The 22,452-nt window shown below is 34.5% G+C and carries 20 protein-coding genes; 15 read left to right on the forward strand and 5 right to left on the reverse strand.

Annotation, left to right across the window (positions count from 1 at the left end; all coding sequences use genetic code 11):
- Window positions 1-124: 124 nt before the first annotated feature.
- Entirely contained in the window at window positions 125-1,027 is a 903-nt protein-coding gene (locus EG814_RS01625) for a PhzF family phenazine biosynthesis protein (RefSeq protein ID WP_125718244.1), read from the forward strand.
- A gap of 115 nt (window positions 1,028-1,142) precedes the next feature.
- On the opposite strand, the gene EG814_RS01630 is transcribed toward EG814_RS01625, so the two are convergent.
- The 4 genes from EG814_RS01630 to EG814_RS01640 form a co-directional block, all read right to left on the reverse strand.
- On the reverse strand, window positions 1,143-1,616 hold the full coding sequence (locus tag EG814_RS01630; protein WP_125718246.1) for a DUF6252 family protein: 474 nt from the start codon (window positions 1,614-1,616) through the stop codon (window positions 1,143-1,145).
- A 140-nt stretch (window positions 1,617-1,756) separates the two neighbouring features.
- Entirely contained in the window at window positions 1,757-1,984 is a 228-nt protein-coding gene (locus EG814_RS01635; protein ID WP_125718248.1) for a CDGSH iron-sulfur domain-containing protein, read from the reverse strand.
- Window positions 1,985-2,372: 388 nt separating this feature from the next.
- Window positions 2,373-2,549 (reverse strand): hypothetical protein, encoded by a 177-nt coding sequence (locus EG814_RS20935; RefSeq protein WP_164515256.1) that lies wholly within the window; start codon window positions 2,547-2,549, stop codon window positions 2,373-2,375.
- Window positions 2,550-2,877: 328 nt separating this feature from the next.
- Complete coding sequence (locus tag EG814_RS01640; RefSeq protein ID WP_125718251.1) at window positions 2,878-4,380, reverse strand: family 43 glycosylhydrolase; 1,503 nt, start codon at window positions 4,378-4,380, stop codon at window positions 2,878-2,880.
- A 541-nt stretch (window positions 4,381-4,921) separates the two neighbouring features.
- On the opposite strand from EG814_RS01640, the gene metG reads away from it, so the two are divergent.
- The 10 genes from metG (at window position 4,922) to EG814_RS01695 (ending at window position 17,216) form a co-directional block, all read left to right on the forward strand.
- Entirely contained in the window at window positions 4,922-7,057 is a 2,136-nt protein-coding gene (gene metG, locus EG814_RS01645; RefSeq protein WP_125718253.1) for a methionine--tRNA ligase, read from the forward strand.
- Between the two features lie 772 nt (window positions 7,058-7,829).
- On the forward strand, window positions 7,830-8,396 hold the full coding sequence (locus EG814_RS01650; protein WP_206430284.1) for an NfeD family protein: 567 nt from the start codon (window positions 7,830-7,832) through the stop codon (window positions 8,394-8,396).
- An 11-nt stretch (window positions 8,397-8,407) separates the two neighbouring features.
- Entirely contained in the window at window positions 8,408-9,925 is a 1,518-nt protein-coding gene (locus EG814_RS01655; protein WP_125718257.1) for a flotillin family protein, read from the forward strand.
- Window positions 9,926-10,050: 125 nt separating this feature from the next.
- Window positions 10,051-10,938 carry a DMT family transporter gene (locus EG814_RS01660; protein WP_125718259.1) on the forward strand — a complete coding sequence of 296 codons (888 nt, stop codon included), beginning with the start codon at window positions 10,051-10,053 and terminating at the stop codon, window positions 10,936-10,938.
- 435 nt (window positions 10,939-11,373) lie between these two features.
- Window positions 11,374-12,081 (forward strand): HAD family hydrolase, encoded by a 708-nt coding sequence (locus tag EG814_RS01665; RefSeq protein ID WP_125718261.1) that lies wholly within the window; start codon window positions 11,374-11,376, stop codon window positions 12,079-12,081.
- Window positions 12,081-12,710: a chloramphenicol acetyltransferase gene (locus EG814_RS01670; RefSeq protein ID WP_125718263.1), complete on the forward strand. Its 630-nt coding sequence runs from the start codon at window positions 12,081-12,083 to the stop codon at window positions 12,708-12,710. The genes EG814_RS01665 and EG814_RS01670 overlap by 1 nt, the downstream gene beginning before the upstream one ends.
- 34 nt (window positions 12,711-12,744) lie before the next feature.
- Window positions 12,745-14,133 (forward strand): hypothetical protein, encoded by a 1,389-nt coding sequence (locus EG814_RS01675; protein ID WP_125718265.1) that lies wholly within the window; start codon window positions 12,745-12,747, stop codon window positions 14,131-14,133.
- Between the two features lie 170 nt (window positions 14,134-14,303).
- Window positions 14,304-15,440 (forward strand): OmpA family protein, encoded by a 1,137-nt coding sequence (locus EG814_RS01680; protein ID WP_235830887.1) that lies wholly within the window; start codon window positions 14,304-14,306, stop codon window positions 15,438-15,440.
- Between the two features lie 214 nt (window positions 15,441-15,654).
- Complete coding sequence (locus tag EG814_RS01685; RefSeq protein WP_125718267.1) at window positions 15,655-16,173, forward strand: ferritin; 519 nt, start codon at window positions 15,655-15,657, stop codon at window positions 16,171-16,173.
- Window positions 16,174-16,523: 350 nt separating this feature from the next.
- The gene (locus tag EG814_RS01695; RefSeq protein ID WP_125718271.1) at window positions 16,524-17,216 is read left to right on the forward strand and encodes a DUF2461 domain-containing protein; all 693 of its coding nucleotides are present in this window, start codon (window positions 16,524-16,526) and stop codon (window positions 17,214-17,216) included.
- Between the two features lie 53 nt (window positions 17,217-17,269).
- On the opposite strand, the gene EG814_RS01700 is transcribed toward EG814_RS01695, so the two are convergent.
- Complete coding sequence (locus EG814_RS01700) at window positions 17,270-17,602, reverse strand: single-stranded DNA-binding protein (protein WP_125718273.1); 333 nt, start codon at window positions 17,600-17,602, stop codon at window positions 17,270-17,272.
- Window positions 17,603-17,778: 176 nt separating this feature from the next.
- Here EG814_RS01700 and EG814_RS01705 point away from each other — a divergent pair, with 176 nt between their 5' ends.
- From EG814_RS01705 to EG814_RS01720, 4 genes are read left to right on the forward strand one after another with little or no spacing between them, the layout of a single operon-like run.
- The gene (locus EG814_RS01705) at window positions 17,779-19,314 is read left to right on the forward strand and encodes a bifunctional GNAT family N-acetyltransferase/carbon-nitrogen hydrolase family protein (RefSeq protein ID WP_125718275.1); all 1,536 of its coding nucleotides are present in this window, start codon (window positions 17,779-17,781) and stop codon (window positions 19,312-19,314) included.
- A gap of 9 nt (window positions 19,315-19,323) precedes the next feature.
- Entirely contained in the window at window positions 19,324-19,644 is a 321-nt protein-coding gene (locus tag EG814_RS01710; protein WP_125718277.1) for a hypothetical protein, read from the forward strand.
- Window positions 19,645-19,679: 35 nt separating this feature from the next.
- Complete coding sequence (locus tag EG814_RS01715) at window positions 19,680-20,027, forward strand: hypothetical protein (RefSeq protein ID WP_125718279.1); 348 nt, start codon at window positions 19,680-19,682, stop codon at window positions 20,025-20,027.
- Window positions 20,028-20,041: 14 nt separating this feature from the next.
- On the forward strand, window positions 20,042-22,432 hold the full coding sequence (locus tag EG814_RS01720; RefSeq protein WP_235830888.1) for a M28 family peptidase: 2,391 nt from the start codon (window positions 20,042-20,044) through the stop codon (window positions 22,430-22,432).
- Window positions 22,433-22,452 lie beyond the last annotated feature (20 nt).

Genomic DNA, 22,452 nt, shown 5'->3' on the forward strand with positions numbered 1-22,452 from the left:
AACAAATCTTTAATCGAAAAGTAATATTAAAATAATCCTCGAAATATAAATCCGTCCGTTAAATACCAGAATAAACCGTAATTTTATTCCATCTAAAATAGATTTAGCGGCAAAACAGAAAAATATGAAAGAACGAAAAGCATTAGAATATTATGTTTTAGACGTATTCTCAAACGAAAGTTATAAAGGAAATCCGCTTTCGGTTGTTTTTACAGATGGAAATTTAAAATTAGAAGCTTATCAAGACATTTCTAAAGAGTTTGGCTATTCTGAAACCTCTTTTGTCTATTATTCCTCGCGAGAAAAAGCACTTGTAGTTCGTTCGTTTACCCCAACTGGAATCGAAATTGATGGCGCAGGCCACAATCTATTAGGTGCGGTCTGTGGCGCTCTACTAAAAGAGATGCCTATATTTGATGAACAAAACGAAAGTGAATTATTTGTAATAATGAACCATTCGGCAATTCCTATAACGGTAAGTTTTGATGCCGATACGCGATATCCATTGGTTCAAATGCATCAAAAATCGGCAGTAATTAAACAAGAAATCCCAACGTATAGAATTGCTGTCGCTCTGGGTTTAAAGATTGAAGATTTAGATGTCAATTCTTTTGTGCCAACCATAGTTAAAACAGAAGTCGCGCACACGATGGTTCCTATAAAAAACAGTCAAATCTTGAACAGCTTTGTTCCAGACAATCAGCTTTTAATCGAAATCTCTAAAGAGTATAATTCTGAAGGATTTTATTGTTTCGCTCCAGCTGATGAAGGTCAAGACCACATAGTTGAGACGAGATTCTTTAACCCTATAATCGGAATAAATGAAGATCCGGCTACAGGAACAGCAGCGGGTTCTCTAATTGGTTTTTTAACACAGAAGAAATTTACTAAATCGGACAAAGAATATAAAATTCTTCAAGGCGTAAAATTAAAACAAGCCTCTATTATTGAAGTTATGAATCGTGAAGAAGATATTTTGGTTGGTGGGTCTTCGATTATTACGATGAAGGGGCAACTTTATATATAAGTAAAAAGTAGAATTATAATAGAATTGTAACTATCTTATTTTATTGAGAAAGCTTTAATCATAAAAAAAGACAGCCCATTTTTCTGAACTGTCTCTCTAAAATTATTTTTATCTTTTAAAATTTAGATATACTGAAACTTCCATCAGTTACTTCATATTTTTTTTCATTCTTAGTATCTGAAAAATTAAATGTTCCTTCAATTTTTTTATCATTATTTACTGTTATATTTATCGTTCCTGACTTTACATCTACATTATTAAATTCAGGCATGAAACTAAAAGTGATACGATACGTTGTAGTAAGATTTGACAAATCATAGACTACGGGGTGACTTCCAACTTCTGCATTTAGTGGTAACCATAAGGAAAGTTTTTTATAAGTATCATCAATTCCCTCACTAACCATAATATTCATTGAGTTAGAAATAAGAATAGCGGGCTCAAAAGAATAATTTTTTCCTTCATACTTGAATTTCACAAAATCATTTTGTGGTAAACTCTCTTCTGAATCATTACTGCTACATGACGACGATAATACTAATGCAAAAACAGCAATAGCAAAAAACAAGATTTTTTTTAAATTTTTCATAATTGGCTTTTATTAAATTAATGGATAAATATAGAAGAATTTTATTACAATTTAATAGTGCACAAATTTTAATCATTCTTAAAACAAAAAAACCGCATCCTTCCGGATACGGTTTAAAATATTTAAAACTAAAGAAGTTCTTAGTTCGTTTTCATCGGCGGTAAATCGAATGCAATTGAATCGTGTTCGAAGTTATTTCTGTGTGCTCCATCGCAAAATGGCTTGTTTGAAGAATGTCCGCAACGGCAAAGTCCCAATGCAGATCTTCCTTGTAATCCGTAAAGTGCTCCTTCTGGATCCATGATTTCAAAATCTCCTTCAATTTTGATAGATCCGTTTTTATTGATGATTAATTTCGTCTTGCTCATAAATTTGTTTTTTTTTCGGCTGCAAAGGTTGCGAAATATATTGGCATTTATAAGCGATGATCGTAGTTTAAACTGGTTCTACTTTAGGAAGAATTCCATAGAGATTCGCTAAGTTTTGTTTCCCGCAGATTGAGCGGATTTGGCAGATATTAGATACGAATAAAATCTCTTATCTGCTAAATCTGCGGGAGAAAAAATTAACCGTTTGGGCTTTCTCCCTCGTTACTTTCTTTTGTTCATTCATTTTTGTGATTATCTCTTTCAATTTTAAGGCTCTTTCTTTTTTAATTGCAGAGCGAAGTTTTGTTTCCCGCAGATTGAGCAGATTTGGCAGATATTAGATCACGAATAAAATCTCTTTAATCTGCTAAATCTGCGGGAGAAAAAATTAACCATTTTGACTTTCTCCCTCGTTACTTTTCTTTTGCTCATTCATTTTTCTGATTATCTCTTTCAGTTTTAAGGCTCTTTCTTTTTTCTCTTCTTGGACTTTGGCTTTTTTACGCTTTAGCAATTTGGTATGCAAAGCTTTATTTTTTGAATCTTTTTGAGGTCCTTTTGCCATAACTATCAATTTTGAATAGTACAAAGATAGGTGTTATAATGTTTTTGACACGAAAGCATTAAGATGCAAAGTTTTCTTCTATATTACAATTAAAATAATCTCGCAAAGGCGCGAAGTCGCAAAGTTTGTCAGGCTGAGCGTCCCGAGAATTCGGGAGAAGCCTGCACAGTGATTCAGCGATTTTGCCACGAAGACACTAAGACGCAAAGTTTTGTTTGCCACAGATTGAAAAGATTAAAAATGATTTTTTTACAAAGTGTTTTAAAATGAATCCCAAAACTTTGCGAGATTAAAAAACTTCGCGCCTTAGTGTCTTCGTGGCAAAACCTTATAGTGCCTTATAAACAAAATTCTTAAACGTCACGCTTCCTTTTCCTATTGAACAAAGACCAATTCTTAAACCTAAGAAACCACTCAAAACATTATGATTGTAACCTGAAACTTCTACCGAGTTTTCAATCTTTTTCCAATCTTTTCCATCAATGCTGTAGAACATATCTACCGTATTTTTAATATTTTTAAGTTTAAGAAAGACTTTGCGTTTGTGTGTATCTTTTTCCGTTGGAAACTGCCATCCTCTCAAGTTGGCTAGAATGTTGTTTTGATCTGCTAATATTCCAGAATAATATTGTTTATCATAAAAAAGCACCAATCCGCCAGTCGCATCACCTTCAATTTCCATTTCAACCTCAGCAGAATACGAATGTCCGCCAGGAACAACCACAAGCGGCGAACTGTTTCCTACTCCATCACCTTTTCCTTGTATGGTCAAAGAATTATTAGCAACTTTAAATCTCGAATTTTCAACCCCGTTATAAAACTTCCATTGTGGCTTTAAAGAAGTGCCATTAAAATTGTCGCTTAAAGAAAATTCTGGAAGCCTCTTCCCTTCTGGTTTTGCAATTGGTTTATCGGTTTCTATTCCGTTTGGAATTTTGTACCAGCCGTCTTTTGTCCATTCTACAGGTTGCAATAAAGTCTGGCGTCCGAGATTGTAATAGCCATTTTCATAACCGTGAAAAATCATCCACCATTTTCCGTTTGCATCTTCAAAAACGGTGCTGTGTCCTTTTGACCACCAAGTTTCAGAACTGCTATTTGTTCGAACAACGGGATTATGCGGTGAATTTTCCCAAGGCCCTAAAGGCGATTTTGATCGTGCTGAAATTACCATATGGCTTGTCGCTGGACCTGCAGTTCCTCCTTCGGCAACGGTTAAATAATAATATTCTCCTCTTTTGAATAATTTCGGACCTTCCATACAAAAGCATTCGATACTCCATTCGCGCGGAATTTTCCAGCCATCGTAAACATGTTTTAGTTCGCTCGTTACCGAAAGTCCGTCTTTTGAAAGTGCAACATAACCTCCGTTACTGAAATACAAAAATCGATTCCCTTTATCATCGGTAACATGTCCAGGATCGATATTTCCAATTTTCAAATCTACAGGTTCACTCCATGGACCGTTTATAGAATCGGCTGTTACGACAAAATTGGTGTTATTCGCCGGAAAATAGATGTAATACTTATTGTTGTATTTAATTAAATCTGGAGCCCAAACAGCTCCTACATATTTATGAAGCGCATTGGTTACGGGTTCCCAATTCATTAAATCGGTCGAATGCCAGATTAAAAGTCCCGGATAATAATCGAAAGAAGAATGCACAACGTAATAGTCTTTTCCGTCGCGCAGCAAACTCGGATCGGGATAATCGCCTGCAAAAATCGGATTATTGAATTTGTTTTCTTTTAAAATTTTGTCGGATTGTGATTGCGAATTGACTGAAAACACAATTAATAGAAATAAAACGGAAAGGTATATTTTGTTCATTTGAAGTTGGTTTTGATATTTTTTTTCAAATATAGTCAAAAAGACCATAAGATAATTGTTTCACAGAGATGCACGAAGGTTTTCTCCGAGATTCGCAAAGTTTCTTTATTAAGACCGCAGAAAAAATCTCGCAAAGACGCAAAGGCGCAAAGTTTTTCTTTTTATGCTTTTGCCACAAAGACGCTAAGGCACGAAGCTTTTTAAAACTCACAAAATGTGAAGCCGCAAAGTTTTTCATTATGTTTTGTCAGGCGGAGTGTCCCGAGAATTCGGGAGAAGCCACGTTTGCTGAATCAATGGGTGGGGCTTCTCCCGAATTCTCGGGACGCTCAGCCTGACAATGTTGGTTCATTTTAAAACACTTCGTAAAAAAATCATTTTAATCTTTTCAATCTGTGGCAAATAGAACTTTGCGCCTTAGCGCCTTCGTGGCAAAACTCAAAAAAATCTTAGTGAATCTCTGTGTTTTCTTTGTGAATCTCTGCGGAATAGTAAAATTTCAATTCTATTGCTTATTTTTGCACTTCATAAAATTCATATAATGACACAGAATCCAAAAAGATATACGATCACGGCGGCATTGCCTTACACCAACGGACCAATCCATATTGGACATTTGGCTGGGGTTTACGTGCCTGCAGATATATATTCTAGATATTTAAGATTGCAAGGAAAAGATGTAGCATTTATCTGCGGAAGCGATGAACACGGGGTTGCAATTTCTATGAAAGCCAAAAAAGAAGGAGTTACACCACAGCAGGTTATTGATAAATATGATGGAATTATCCGCAAATCGTTTGAAGATTTCGGAATTTCATTCAATAATTATTCCAGAACTTCTGCTAAAATTCATCACGATACGGCTTCGGAATTCTTTAGAACATTATATGATAAAGGCGATTTTATCGAAGAAGTTACAGAACAATTGTACGATGCAAAAGCGAATCAGTTTTTGGCTGACCGTTTTGTTGTAGGAACTTGCCCGAAATGTGATAATCCAGAAGCGTACGGCGATCAATGCGAAAAATGCGGATCGACTTTGAATGCAACCGATTTGATCAACCCAAAATCGACTATTACTGGAGAAACTCCAATTCTTAAAGAAACCAAACACTGGTTTTTACCTTTAGACAGATATTCAGATTTCTTAACCAAATGGATTTTAGAAGGCCATAAAAACGACTGGAAAACGAATGTTTACGGACAAGTAAAATCTTGGATCGATGCTGGTTTAGAACCTCGCGCCGTAACACGTGACTTAGATTGGGGAATTGATGTTCCTGTTGAAGGTGCTGAAGGCAAAAAATTATACGTTTGGTTTGATGCGCCAATTGGCTATATTTCGTCTACCAAAGAATGGGCTGCGCGCGAAGGAAAAGATTGGGAACCCTATTGGAAAGATGAAGAAACGAAATTGGTTCACTTTATCGGAAAAGACAATATTGTTTTTCACTGTATTATTTTCCCAGCGATGCTAAAAGCTGAAGGAAGCTATATTTTGCCAGACAACGTTCCTGCAAATGAATTTTTGAATTTGGAAGGAAACAAACTTTCAACTTCTAAAAACTGGGCAGTTTGGCTACACGAATACTTAGAAGAATTCCCAGATAAGCAAGATGTTTTACGTTACGCTTTAACATCAAACGCACCTGAGACAAAGGATAATGATTTTACTTGGAAAGATTTCCAAGCTAGAAATAACAATGAATTAGTTGCCGTTTTCGGAAACTTCATTAATCGTGTGGTGGTTTTGACCAACAAATATTACGATGGAATTATCCCGACGCCAAACGAATTTACAGAAGTTGACGAACAGACTTTAGCAGAATTAAAAGCGTATCCAGCCGTAATTTCAAGCTCGGTTGAGCGTTACAGATTCCGTGAAGCTTTGGGCGAACTGATGAATGTAGCTCGTTTAGGAAATAAATATCTGGCAGACGAAGAGCCTTGGAAAGTGATGAAAGACAATCCAGAGCGTGTAAAAACGCAAATGTATGTAGCGTTGCAAATCGCTGCTGCGTTGAGCGTTTTAGCTGAACCATTTTTACCTTTTACAGCCGCTAAATTGTCAAAAATCTTAAACTTAAATGATCTTAAAGAACATTTTAAAGGGTTTAGCAAATTTTTGAAAGAAAATCATCCTGGAGCTACAGATGTTGTTTTGGATAAAGTATTAGGTTGGAATGACATTTCTGAGCAATCAGATTTATTGCCAGCTGGACATAAAATTGGGGAAGCAGAATTGCTTTTCGCTAAAATTGAAGATGAAGAAATACAAAAACAAATAGATAAATTGGAAGCAACAAAAACAGCTAATTTGGCTGAAAGCAAACAAGCAGAACCGCAAAAAGATTTAATTCAATTTGAGGATTTCGCGAATATGGATATTCGTATCGGAACTATTTTAGAAGCTGAAAAAATGCCAAAAGCAAACAAACTTTTAGTTCTTAAAGTAGATACTGGAATCGATGTTCGCACAATTGTTTCAGGTATTGCTGAGAGTTTTTCTCCAGAAGAAATCATCGGAAAGAGAGTTTCTGTTTTAGCAAACCTTGCTCCAAGAGCTTTACGCGGTGTTGAAAGTCAAGGTATGATCTTGATGACAACCAATGCAGAAGGAAAACTGGTTTTTGTAAATCCAGATGCTGATGCGCCAAATGGAGCAACTGTGAATTAAAACACTTTCAGATAATAAACATATCGTTTCTAATTTAGAGGAACGAAACGAGAAATCGCACGAAGAATTCAAGCACTGTTGCTGAATTTTGAGTGCGATTTCTCGTTAATATAGCTTCAATTATGGCGTTAGGCATTAAATACTGGTAGAATTTGTTGCCGAATTTCGAGCGCGATTTCTCGTTAATAGCTTTCAAATTGTGCCGTTAGGCATTAAATACCGGTAGAATTTGTTGCCGAATTTCGAGCGCGATTTCTCGTTAATATAGCTTTCAAGTTATGCCGTTAGGCATTAAATACTGGTAGAATTTGTTGCTGAATTTCGAGCGCGATTTCTCGTTAATAGCTTTCAAATTGTGCCGTTAGGCATTAAATATCGGTAGAATTATGATTTAAAATTCATCTTCGTGCCGTAGGTACGAAACCAAAAACATTATTGTGTGCCTACGGCACACTAATTTGTGTGAATATGCTTTTTCTACCAACATTTAATGCTTAACAGCATATTGCATATTATAGCTCTTGAATTTTAATAGATTCGTACTATTTGTTTAACAATATTAAAGACATAGATCGCACTAAATATTAGAAAACAGAATAATATATAAAAGAGCCTTTTGTTAGAGATTTATAAACATAGCAACTACAATTTAGAAAGTTATTGTTCATTTTTCTACCTGCAGATAGCTGTAGACGTATTTTTTTCTGAAATTAGTTTTCTTTCATAAAAATTAAGATATTAGCACCGAAATGTTTGAAAAAACCTGTTAATTATGGAGCTAATAGAAAGTTTGCCTACCCTGCTGAAATCTTTTTGGTATATCGCTATTCCAACAAGTTTAATTTTTCTTATTCAAACCATCATTACTTTTTCGGGTCTTGATATTGCCGATGGTTTCGACACCGATTTTGACGCCCATCTACACGATGGAGGAGATTTTCAATGGTTCTCGCTAAGAAACCTAATCAACTTTCTTTTAGGTTTTAGCTGGACAGGAATTTCATTTTATTCTACACTTGGCGAAAAACCTTGGTTTCTAATTACTCTAGCATTGGTTGTTGGAGTTTTGTTTGTACTCTTGTTTTTCTTCGTTATCAAACAAGTGCAAAAACTCGCCGAAGACAATTCTTTTAAAATTACCAATACAATCAATAAAACGGCAGAAGTCTATTTAACAATTCCAGAAAACAAGACTGGAAAAGGTAAAATTATGATTAGCGTAAACGGGGCTTTTCACGAATTGGAAGCAATGACTGAAAATGCCAGAATTCCTTCTGGAACTGCTGTAAAAGTTATTAAAATAGAAAATAACAACCTCTTAATTGTAGAAACCATATAACATAAACTATAATGATCAACCCAATTATTTTGATTGCAGTCGCAGCAATCGTTCTATTCGTAACCATTTCAGCATTAATCTCGAGGTACAAACGTTGTCCTTCAGATAAAATTTTAGTAATCTATGGTCGTACTGGCGGAACCTCAGCACGTTGTGTACACGGTGGAGGCGCTTTTATCTGGCCCGTTATTCAGGATTATTCTTTTTTGGATTTAAAACCGCTTTCTATTGAGGCCAATTTGACGAATGCATTAAGCCGTCAAAATATTAGAGTCGATGTTCCATGTCGATTTACGATTGCAATTTCTACAGAATCTGACAGTATGAATACTGCAGCTGAAAGATTATTGGGTTTATCATCAGAACAAGTTCAAGAGTTGGCAAAAGATATTTTGTTTGGTCAGCTTCGTTTGGTTATTGCCACAATGACTATTGAAGAAATCAACTCTGACCGTGATAAATTCTTAGATAATATTTCTAAAAACGTAGACAGCGAATTAAAGAAAATTGGTCTTAAACTAATCAACGTAAACGTTACGGATATTCGCGATGAATCGGGTTATATTGAAGCTTTAGGAAAAGAAGCCGCTGCAAAAGCAATCAACGAAGCAAAAATTAGTGTTGCCGAGCAGGAAAAAATCGGAGAAATTGGTAAAGCTCTTGCCGATAGAGAAAAAGATACTCAAATTGCAGAAACCCATAGAGATCGTGATGTAAAAATTGCCATTACTCAAAAAGATAAAGAAATTAGTATTGCAACCGCTTCTAAAGATGAAACAATTGGTAAAGCAGAAGCAGCAAGAGATACAAGGGTAAAAACTTCTGAAGCAAACGCTATTGCGATTCAGGGAGAAAACGAGGCGAAAATTGCTATCGCCAATTCTGAAGCGATCCGAAGAGAGAAAGAAGCAGAATCGTTACGTATTGCAATTGCTGCTGAAAAAGTACAACAGGCAAAAGCATTGGAAGAATCTTACCTTGCAGAACAAAAAGCCGAGCTGGCCCGTTCTGAAAGAGAACGTTCTACTCAAATTGCAAATATTGTAATTCCTGCAGAAATTGCTAAACAAAGAGCTATTATCGAAGCGCAAGCTGCAGCCGAAACTATAAGAGAAAATGCAAAAGGAGAAGCCGATGCTATCTTTGCTAAAATGGAAGCCGAAGCAAAAGGTTTATTAGAAATTCTGACCAAACAAGCAGAAGGTTACAAAGAAGTTGTAGCCGCAGCTGGCGGAGATCCAAGCAAAGCATTCCAACTTTTATTATTAGAAAAACTTCCTGAATTGGTTAAAACGCAAGTTGAAGCTGTTAAAAACATTAAAATTGATAAAATCACCGTTTGGGATTCTGGAAATGGTCAGGGCGAAAATGGGTCGACAGCCAATTTTGTTTCTGGAATGATGAAAACAGTTCCGCCTTTAAATGATTTATTTAATATGGCTGGATTGAATTTACCAACTTATTTAAAGGGTGAAGACACTCCTTCAGAAACACCTCCAACCATTCAAGTGGAAGAAACAAAAGAATAAAAATCCTTCTTTTTAAAATAAAAAAGCGCGAACCAATTGCCATTTGTAATTGATTCGCGTTTTTGCTTTTATGATATTCGTTTTCTAAACTATCTTTGAAAAAAAATACCTCAAATAAAATACGCATGAAACTTACCAAACCAAGATTAGCCCTAATTGCCGGAATACTTTGTATTTCTATTTTTCCAATCTTGGTAAAATTACGCTTAACTCCGGGATTAATTTCGGCATTTTACCGAATGGCTTTTGCGGTTACTTTACTCTTGCCTTATACTATTCTGTCTGGGAATTTTAAATTGCCAAAACCTAAATTTCTGGTTTTGGCTGCACTTTGCGGTGTTATTTTCTCGTCGGATGTTGCGGTTTGGAATATCGCCATTCAGGAATCGAGCGCTACACAGGCGTCGCTGCTTACAAATTTATCGCCAGTTTGGGTTGGCATTGGTTCTTTTTTCTTTTTGAAAGTAAGGCCCGCAACCAACTTCTGGATCGGAACTGTGGTTTCGCTTTTTGGAATGATTACTTTAGTTGGTTTTGAATTTTTTGTCGATTTAAACTTTGATAAAGCTTTTCTTTTTGCGGTTTTGTCTGGAATCTTCTATTCGATTTATCTTTTAATCAGTAAAAATGTTTTATCACAAGTCGATGTTTTATCCTTTATGACCATCAGTTTAATGGCTTCAAGTATTTATTTAGGAATTCTTTGTTATGCTTTGGGCGAGCCTTTTATAGGTTTTACAGATACAGGCTGGTTTGTTTTAATTTTACAAGCCGTAATTTGCCAATTGTGTGCCTGGCTTTCTATCAGTTATGCCACGCAGCACATGCGAGCCACGAGAGTTTCATTGAGTCTGTTAAGTCAGGCTGTAATTACTGCTATTTTAGCTTGGCTATTTTTGGAAGAAAAAATAACTTTACAGATGGTTTTCGGCGGAATTATTCTGCTTTTCGGAATTCGAATTACTTTCTACGATAAAACGATTTCTTTTAAAAGGCTTTTTTATAAGAATTGATTTTCACGCAGATTCCAAGTGATTTAAGCAGATCAAACAGATTTTACTTTTTTAAATTAATCTTTTTAATCCTTTTAATTTGTGGCAAATATTTATCTCTCGCAGATTATGCAGATTCAGCAGATTTATTCATATTAAAGAAATTTGTGAAAATTTGTGCAATTGCTTCGTCTGTTCGCTATCGCTCGGGTTGTGGCTAACAAAAATTTCACGCAGATTTGAATAGATTTCAGCAGATTTAAAAAATCCTTTTAATCTTTTAATCTGTGGCAAAATATCTCCAGCAGATTCTGCAGATTGAGCAGATTTTTTTTATCTTAACAGATATATTAGAAGCAATAAAATTTGTGAAATTACTTCGCCTTCCAATTCTAGAAATTATTCTCTCAATAAATTCCTGAATTCGTGGCTAACAAACTTGAAACAAAAAACATTATGTTACATAAAACTAAAATTCCAAACTTAAAAGTAATCGCATTTGATGCCGATGACACTTTGTTTGTAAACGAACCTTATTTTGAGGAAACAGAACATAAATTCTGTGCTTTGATGGAAGACTATCTTTCACACCAAGGCATTTCGCAGGAATTATTCAAAATTGAAATTGCCAATCTACCTTTGTACGGTTACGGAATTAAAGGCTACATTCTTTCAATGATCGAAGCGGCAATGAACATTTCAAACAATACAATACCAGTTGAAGTCATTGAAAAAATAATTCAATACGGAAAAGAATTACTCGAAAAACCAATTGAACTTCTAGACGGAATCGAAGAAACTCTCGAATCTTTAAAAGGAAAATATAAATTGGTCGTTGCAACAAAAGGCGATTTAAAAGACCAGCACAGCAAATTGCACCGTTCTGGTTTGGGTCATTATTTTCATCATATCGAAGTAATGTCAGACAAACAGGAAATTGATTATCAAAAACTTTTAGGCCGTTTAGACATTGAAGCGCATGAGTTTTTAATGATCGGAAATTCATTAAAATCTGATGTTCTCCCAGTTTTAGGAATTGGCGGTTATGCCGTTCATATTCCGTTTCACACAACGTGGGAACACGAAAAAATTAATCATACTATAGAACACGAGCACTTTAGTTCTTTTGAAACTATCGCAGAAGTGGTTCCGAATTTATTATAATGAAAACACTTTTAGACTTAGAAAACTGGAATAGAAAAGAACATTTTGCCCATTTTAAACAAATGGAAGAACCTTTTTTTGGTGTTACGGTAGAAATTGATTGTACCAAAGCATATCAAAACGCAAAAAGCAAAAATGCCTCTTTTTTCATTTTCTATTTACACAAAACATTGGTTGCCATAAATGCCATTGAAAATTTTAAATATCGAATTTCAGAAAACCAGATTTTCATTAATGACCGCGTTGACGCATCGGCAACAATTGGCCGTGAAGACGGAACTTTTGGTTTTTCTTTAATTGAATATGATCCAGATTTTAAAACATTTGAAAAAATTGCATTAATAGAAATCGAACGCATTCAAAACACAACCGGACTTTTCACCCGATCTTTTGACGACGACAATCTGATTCATTTTTCTGCAATTCCGTGGCTGAATTTTAGTTCTATAACCCACGCACGCAGTTTTACATATCCAGACAGCTGTCCTAAAATTTCTTTTGGAAAAATGATGGTTTCAGAAACAGGCAAAAGAACCATGTCAATGGCTGTCTACGTACATCACGGCTTAATGGACGGAATGCACGTTGGCCAGTTTGTAGATCTTTTTCAAGAGCTTATGAATCAATAAAATAATCGGAATACTTTTTGCAGCCCAAAAACACATGAAACGAGTTTTTCTTTTTTTATTTTTAATCTCCAGTGCCACTTTGCTTAGTCAAACAGTGCTAACTTCTTATGCCATCGATTTAAAAAATAAAATAGACCAGTCTGAAATTGTAACTGCAGAAAACACCGTTACGCATGACGTATTTGTTTTTGCCGCAAGTGCAGACAGTCTCTCTATACTAAAATACAACAGCGCTTTATTTTTAAGAGATAAATTTGTCACCAACCGTCAGTATACTGAGAACAGATCTCTTATGGGATATAGTTTTAGCGAAGATGGAAATCCTACTTTGTACTGGTTTTCGAAAGAAGAAAAAACGATGATTCTGATTAAGTATTATCTGGAAAACAAAACTTCTAGAGCACTAAAATTTCAAATTCCGCTTGACGACAAGGCTATTTTGACACATTATCAAAAAGACAATAATTTCTATCTGCTAATGCAGGAAAGAACTAGAGACGCATTGACTGCTTTTATATTTAAAAACGGAATGGCTCAAGAAAAGTTTTTAGATTTCAGTTCTTTCAAATTTATAGACAGAAAAACCCAGCCTAAAACATTCACTCAAATTTTGAATGAAAATCCAATTGAAAAAATGGATGCTGGCGAATACAATCCGCTATATAAAGTTACGGCCAAAAGTAAAATTTATACCCTGCCTAATCGTTTAATCTTAACTTTAGACCACAGTTTTAGAAAAACACAATTGTTTGATATCGATTTAGAAAGTTTGGAAATAAAAGAGAAAACATTTATAAAACCAATTGGAGAGAAAAACCCAAAAACGTCTAATTCGTATTATCATGAAAATAAACTATATCAACTCAATGTTAATGCCGACGAGCTTTTGTTTGATATTAAAGACTATGAATCTGGCCAATCGATAAAAACATTTTCGGTTTCCAAAAAAGACACTATCCGCTTCAGCAATTCGCCTTTGCTGCTGCAGATTGAGAATCGAGAACCCCGAAAATTAAAGAATACGGCTAAATTTTTAAAAGAATTATCTGCTCTTGATGGAGGAGTTTCTGTATATAAAAACGAAAAAAATCTCTTCATCACCTTTGGAGGAACGGGTAGCAGTTTTAATACAATATCCATAAACGCTTTTAATGATCCGTTTGGAGATTTTCCTTCAAACAATTATTATAATATTGAGAGCAACTACTCCGTATTTTTTGAAAGTATATGGACCAAAAAACTAGAATTGACTCAAGAAACGCATGAACCATTTGCTAGTGATAAAATTTTCTACTTTTTAGATACTCATAAAGAAGCCGTTCTTTATAATACGCTTAAGCTAAAAAACTACACTATTTTAAATTATTACGATATTGTTGCCAAACAATTTGTCCTGCGAAAGTTTACCGACGGATTTAATTAAAAACTCATTTTCAACAACTTACAAAACAGTATTTCTCTTTTTTACTTTCTTTTCTCTACTCATTATTTTTAGATTTCATCAAGTGACCTTATTATGATACTTTTTAAACTTTTAAAGAAAGTTTTTGCTTACAATTTTTTGTTGTTTTGAGCAAAAATTTAAATTTAAAAATGATGAGAAAAGTTGTTATGACTCTTGCATTTGCCCTGGCGTTAACAGGAGTGCGTGCGCAAACAGAGAACAGTAAAAGTTTTAACAAATGGTCTATAGACTTAGGTGCTGGAGTTAACAAACCGCAGCGACCATTTAGTGATGGGTATTCAACTAACACAATAAGCCCTTGGACTGGAGACTTAGGTGTTCGTTATATGTTAAACAATAAATTTGGTTTGAAAGCTGATTTTGGATACAACAGTTTTACTTCAAAAGGAAGTTCTATCGATTTTGATTCAAAATACTACAGAGTAGATTTACAAGCTGTTGCCAACTTAGGCCGCATCATGAATTTTGAAACTTGGACTAATACTTTAGGTTTATTAGGACACGCAGGTTTTGGTTATGCTCAATTAAGAAACGATAATTACAAAGGAGCAGATGAAATTGGTAACTTCATTGCTGGAGTAACAGGACAGATCAAATTATCAAACAGAGTAGCACTTACTGGAGATTTCTCTACTATTTTGAATGCATCGCAAGATCGTACATTTGATGGCGCATACCGTCCAGGAAACAGAGGTTTTTCTGGAATAGTTTTTAACGGAACTGTTGGTTTAAACATTTACTTAGGTAAAAACGAAAAACATGCTGACTGGATCGTAACAGAAAACAACGGTAATGCAGATATTTCTGGTTTAGAAAATAAGGTAGCAGATCTTGAAGCTCAAATCAAGAACATACCTGCACCAAAAGAGTTAGTTATTGAGAAACAAGTTAACAATCCACAGCTTACTAATGATGAATTGATCAAAAGAATGATCAATGATAAATATTACAGTGTGTATTTTGACTTTAATAAAACAACTCCAATCGATAACTCAACTGCAGCAATTGATGTTGTTTTAAACTACTTAAGAAGAAATCCTTCTGCTAATCTTGATCTTGTTGGTTATGCTGACCAAGTTGGAAAAGCAGAATACAATGAAAAACTATCTAATATTAGAGCAACAAACGTTAAAACTATTTTTGAAAAAGCCGGAATTGCTTCTTCTCGTTTAAATGTTATTGCTAATGGCGCAGATACTACAATTCAAAAAGATTCTGAAGAAGCTAGAAGATTAGCTAGAAGAGTTACGTTTATTGTTAAATAATTCCTTTTTTTAATTATAAACCGAAGTCCTTAAGATAAATTATCTTAAGGACTTTTTATTTTGTAATGATAGTGCCTCACTTCTCAAAACACTTTTTTTGGCAGTAGTACACCGCAATTAATTATTGAAAAGAAATCAAATCACTTATGTTTTCTAGGCTTTGAAAAAAATGAAATGAATAATTTTTCTTAATTTTACAAAAAAGACATCTATTATGCTATCAAAAAATATTGAATCGGCTTTAAATAAGCAAATCCGTATCGAATCAGAATCTTCGCAAACCTACCTTGCTATGGCTTGTTGGGCAGAAGTACACGGATTGGAAGGAATTGCTCAATTTATGTACACACAGTCAGACGAAGAGCGTGCACACATGCTTAAATTGGTTAAATATGTAAACGAACGCGGAGGTCATGCTCAGGTTACAGATTTAAAAGCGCCTAAAACTACTTATACTACATTCAAAGAAATGTTTGAAGAGCTTTATAATCATGAACTTTTTGTTTCGAAATCTATTAACGAACTGGTGCATATTACTTTTGAAGACAGAGATTATGCTACACACAATTTCTTACAATGGTATGTTTCTGAACAAATCGAAGAAGAAGCTACAGCTAAATCTATTTTAGATAAAATCAACTTAATTGGTGATGACAAAGGCGGACTTTATTTGTTTGATCGTGATATTCAACAGTTAACAGTTACAAGTTCAATCGCTATTAATCCAAAATAAAAAAGTTAAAGTTTATTTAGAATATTTACAAATAACTTTTTTCGTTTATATTTGTCTCTGTTTTTATAATACAGAGGAAAATTGGGCAAGAAAGAAAAAGACAAGGACAAGAAAAAGGATAAAAAGAAAAAGAAGAATTCTGATATCCTTGATAAGATCAAGAAGATTGAAAACCGTAAATCTTCTTGCTGTGAAAAATACAAAAAGAGCGAGAAAAAACGCTGCACACGCTGTCCTATGTTCGATTTATTCAAAAAGACTGCTTAAAACATATAGAATTACCCATCAGATTTCTCTGGTGGGTTTTTTAGTTTTAAATTGCAGTTCACTTTCGATTTTTAAATTCAATTATGAAAAACGATTTTACAATACCCAAATCTAGTCTTGACTTTTTGGTTGAGCTCAAACAAAACAACAATAAACCTTGGTTTGAAGAGCATAAACCACAGTATTTGATAGAACTCAATCATATCGAAAATTTTGCCGACGCTTTGCTCAAGGAACTTTCCAAAACCGACGTTTTAGAAAATGCTTCGGGTAAAAAAAGCGTTTACCGAATCTACCGTGATATTCGTTTTTCTAAAGATAAAACGCCTTTTAAAACATTTTGGGGCGGCAGTTACACCCGTGCGACCGCAGCAAGACGTGGCGGTTATTACTTTCATCTCGAAAAAGGAAACAGTTTTTTTGCGGGTGGCTTTTGGGGACCAAACGCTACAGATTTAAAAAGAATAAGATCTGAATTTGCAAATGATCCCGAGACATTTCAGAAAATTTTAAACTCCAAATCTTTCGTTAGTAATTTTGGAACTTTACAAGGCGAACAACTCAAAACAAAACCAAAAGATTTCGACATTGACCATCCAGCCATTGACTTGCTTCGTTATAAACAATATTTGGTTATCAAGCGTTTTACAGACAAAGAAGTCTTGAGTCCTCAATTTTTAGAACTAGCTTTGGATGCTTTCAAAAATATGCGTCCATTTTTTGACTATATGAGCGAAGTACTTACTACAGATACAAACGGCGCATCTATCTTATAATCTTTAAAATTAATAAGCCTAACAGGTTTAAAACCTGTTAGGCTTGCAAAAGATTATTTACTTAGCAGTAAAATCTCATTTACTACTACTTCTGTTACATATCTTTTTTCGCCGTTTTTGTCGTCATAAGATCGATGAGTTAATTTTCCTTCAACAGCGATTTCCTTGCCTTTTACAACATATTTTTCAATAAGTTCGGCAGTTTTTCCCCAGGCAATTACGCGATGCCATTCGGTTTGTTCTACTTTTTCTCCTTTATCATTTGTATATCTTTCGTGTGTTGCAATAGTCAATTGCGCATTTTTTTTACCATTATCAAAATTTTTGATTTCAGGATCGTTACCTACATTCCCAATTAATTGTACTTTGTTTCTCAGTGCATTCATGGCTTATATTATTTTACTGTTATTATTAAATTGAACTATGTCTCTAATTCAACACTGCAAAGATGAAAACTCCAGTAACGACAGTCGGTTATTAACTATTTATTGTCGACTGTAACTATTTGTAAGCGTTTGTAATTGGAAATTGTTTTTTGTATATTTGAGATAAACCTTACCATATGCAGGCAAAAATTAATAAAGTCGAATTACGAAATCTTGAAATTGAAGACTATAAACAACTAAAAAAATCAATGATTGAATCGTATCCTGAAATGGCCGATTCTTATTGGGGTTCTGACGATATAGAAAGATTGCTTTCTATTTTTCCGGAAGGACAACTTGTGATTTTAGTAGATGGAAAAGTGGTCGGTTCTGCATTGTCTCTTATTGTTGACGAAAAATTAGTAGAAAAAAGGCATAATTATCAGCAAATTAGTGGCGATTATACCTTTTCTACCCATAATCCAAATGCTGAAATTTTATACGGAATAGATGTTTTTATTCATCCAAATTATCGAGGTCTTCGTTTAGGCCGACGATTGTACGATGCGAGAAAAGAACTTTGCGAACAGCTGAATCTAAAAGCGATTGTTTTTGCAGGAAGAATCCCGAGTTACAGAGAACATGCAAAAAAAATGACGCCCAAAGTTTATATTGAAAAAGTTAGAACTAAAGAATTGTACGATCCTGTTCTTTCTTTTCAGTTAAGCAATGATTTTCATGTTTTAAGAATTATTAAAAACTATTTGGAAGGCGATGAAGAATCAAAAGAATTTGCCGTTCTATTAGAGTGGAATAATATCTATTACGAAGATAGTCCGAAACTGATTAATCTTAAGAAAAATATCATTCGATTAGGATTAATCCAGTGGCAGATGCGTCCGTTAAACAATGTAGAAGCTTTATTTGAACAGGCAGAATTTTTCATTGATGCCGTTTCTGGCTATGGATCTGATTTTGCCTTATTTCCCGAATTGTTTATCGCACCGTTAATGGCCGATTACAATCATTTATCTGAAGCAGAAGCTATCCGTGAACTGGCAAGACATTCTGACCCAATTAGAAAGCGCTTCCAGGAATTTGCCATTTCTTATAACATCAATATTATTACTGGAAGTATGCCCTATCTTGAAGGCGGAAATTTGTATAATGTTGGTTTTTTATGCAAAAGAGACGGAACTTCAGAAATGTATACCAAAATTCATATTACGCCAAACGAGGTAATTCACTGGGGAATGAAAGGCGGATCTGAATTTAAAACTTTTGATACGGATTGCGGTAAAATCGGAATTTTAATCTGTTATGATGTTGAATTTCCTGAACTTTCTAGACTTTTGGCAGATGAAGGAATGAATATTTTATTTGTTCCGTTTTTAACTGATACGCAAAACGGATATACACGTGTAAAACATTGTTCGCAGGCGCGCGCGATCGAAAATGAATGTTATGTAGCCATAGCAGGTTGCGTTGGAAATCTTCCGAAAGTAAACAATATGGATATTCAATATGCGCAATCTTCTGTATTTACGCCATCTGATTTTGCTTTTCCAAGCAACGGAATCAAAGCCGAAGCAACTCCGAACACAGAAATGACGTTAATTGTAGATGTCGATTTGAATTTATTGAAAGAACTACACGAACATGGAAGTGTAAAAACGCTAAAAGACCGTAGAGCCGATCTTTATGAGGTTAAGAAGATTAGCACTAAAAATTAACGCCTTCAAATGTTCGTAATTAGAAAAAATCCATTGTTTGAAATTGATATTACTGATGAATATCTTGTAATTAACAATACTGATTTTATCAAAGATAACGGAACATTTGAAATTGAATCTCTAGAAAGTGTTGAGCTATTAAGAAATTTATCTTATTTTAACAAAATTATTGAAGTCACATTTGGATTTAATGTTCCTGCCAGATCGAACGAACTAAGAATTAATATGGAAAATGGCTTTAAAGATATTGTGCTAACAAATTGCAATATAGAGAAAGTAGAATTATTTGTATACGAAATTAATCAGGCAATTATAAAAAAACAGCGTTAAAATTCTTACTTTTCGGCAAATTAAAAAATTGTGAAATGAAAACATGCCTCGAATGCTCAGCTAAAATTTCCGGACGTGAAGACAAAAAATTTTGCTCAGACGGTTGTCGAAATGCCTATAATAACAAAATAAATAAAGATAGTACGAATTTCATGCGAAATATAAACAACAAGTTACGCAAAAATTACCGTATTTTGGCAGAGCTAAATGTAGAAGGAAAATCGAAAGCTTCTAGAGACAAACTCTTAACAAAAGGCTTTGATTTTGAATTCTTTACAAACATTTTGCAAACCAAGACAGGAAATACATATTATTTCTTGTATGATCAAGGCTATCGTTCCTTGGACAATGATTATTTTATGCTTGTTAAAAAAGAAATATAGTTAGCATTTTTACCATGAGAAAAAACCAAACCTCAATTCTAGCCATAACCTGCGTTTTATTTTTACTTGGCATTATATACGCCACGATGATGCCGCAAGGAATCTCTAAAGACGACGAAGCGCTTGCTGAATTCTCAACCGACAGAGCCTTTCATCAAGTTGAAATAATTGCGCAGAAACCGCACTACGTCGGATCGACCAATCATGAGCTTGTGGCCAATTATTTAAAACTAGAATTAAACAGAATTGGTTTAGAAACGAGTGTTCAGGAAGGTTTTACTCTAAATGATAAAGGTCTTTTAGTAAAGTCAAAGAATATTTTAGCCCGAATTAAAGGAACCAATAATACAAAAGCACTTTTACTTCTTTCTCATTATGACAGTGCACCACATTCTTTCTCAAAAGGTGCAAGCGACGATGCTTCGGGCATTGCTACAATTTTAGAAGGCGTTCGTGCCTTTTTATATTCCAAACATCCTCAAAAAAATGATATTATTATCTTATTTTCTGATGCAGAAGAATTAGGATTAAACGGCGCTGCTTTATTCGTCAATCAACATCCTTGGGCAAAAGACGTTGGTTTGGTTTTAAACTTTGAAGCAAGAGGAACTTCTGGACCAAGCTACATGCTGATGGAAACTAATAAAGGAAACCAAGCCTTGGTTAAGGAATTTACAAAATCAAAACCTTCTCATCCAGTTTCCAATTCCTTGATGTACAGCATCTACAAAATGCTTCCTAATGATACCGATTTGACGGTTTTTAGAGAACAAGCCAATATTCAGGGATTCAATTTCGCTTTTATCGATGGTCATTTTAACTATCACACACAGCAGGACGACATTCAGCATTTAAACAAAACCACATTAGCACATCAGGGCACTTATATTATGCCTTTGATGAAATACTTCTCCAACATTGATTTAAACCAAACCGAGTCTACAGAAGACGATGTTTACTTCAGCGCTCCTTTTTCATTCATCAGTTATCCGTTTACTTGGGTAATGCCAATGACACTAATTGCTTTCGGTTTATTATTCATCTTCATTTTTGTTGGAAAAGTAAAAAGAATCATCACTTTCACAGAAATTTTCAAAGGTTTTATTCCTCTTTTAGGATCAATAATAATTGCAGGATTGGTAACCTTTTTAGGATGGAAACTTATTCTAGAAATTTATCCGCAGTATTCTGATCTTTTAAACGGATTTACTTATAATGGACATGCGTATATTGGCGCATTTGTTACACTGAGCATTGCTATTTGTTTTGCGTTCTATCATCATTTTTCTGAAGCTAAAATTACAATGAACCATTTTGTTGCTCCTTTATTGCTTTGGATTATCATAAACGCATTTTTAGCCAACAGCTTAACAGGAGCTGGTTTCTTAATTATTCCTGTTTATTTCGGAATTTTATTATTTGGAATTTTTGTCTTCACACAGCATTACAGTTTAGGAATGAATTTACTTTTCAGCATTCCTGCTCTAGCAATTGTCGCACCATTTATCGTGATGTTCCCAATCGGATTAGGACTTAAAATACTTTTTGGAAGCGCTATTCTAACTGTTTTATTATTCGGATTGCTATTGCCAATATTTGGAGCCTTTGCAAAAAAAGGGGCTTGGATCATCGTTTTCTTCCTTGCTTCTATTTCGTTTTTCATTTACGCAGGATATCATTCTGGTTACGAATACGGAAAAGCCAAATCTAATAGTTTATTATATGTTTATAATGCCGACAACAATTCTGCTGTTTGGGCAACTTATGACACTAATTTGGATGAATGGACCAAATCGTATTTGGGAGAAAGCAATCAAAAAGCGGTTGGTTTAAACACTTTGCCATTGGCAAGCAAATACAACACAACATTTACTTACAGCGCTATAGCTCCGGTTGTTGATGTGCCAAAACCAACAATTCAGTTTTTAAGAGACAGCGTAATTGGGAACAATAGATATTTGAAAATTAAAATCACGCCAAACAGAAAAGTAAACCGTTACGACATCTATGCTAATCCAAAAATGGCATTTTTTAACTTTAAAGCAAACGGAGTGGCAACTTCTGGCGAAAAAGGAAATCGCCTGCAAAGAGATGACAGCAAAATTTTATGTTACTATGTGGTAGGAAATGAACCGCTTGAAATGGAATTTTACATCAACAAATCGTCTATTTTTGATATGGATTTAATCGAAAGTTCATTCGATTTAATGACAAATCCGTTATTAAACGTCAAACCAAGAAGCAATTGGATGATGCCGACACCTTTTGTTTTAAATGATGCCATTTTAATACAGCAGAAAATTAAGAGATATACGCCGCCAATAAAACCGCTTGAGCCAGTTGTGGTAAAAGATAGTTTGGCTGTTGCCAAAGACAGCGTAAAACCTGCACCCCTTCCAGAATAGATCTTTCTAACCTTTAAATG

Source organism: Flavobacterium ustbae (assembly GCF_003946915.1).
Classification (GTDB): domain Bacteria; phylum Bacteroidota; class Bacteroidia; order Flavobacteriales; family Flavobacteriaceae; genus Flavobacterium; species Flavobacterium ustbae.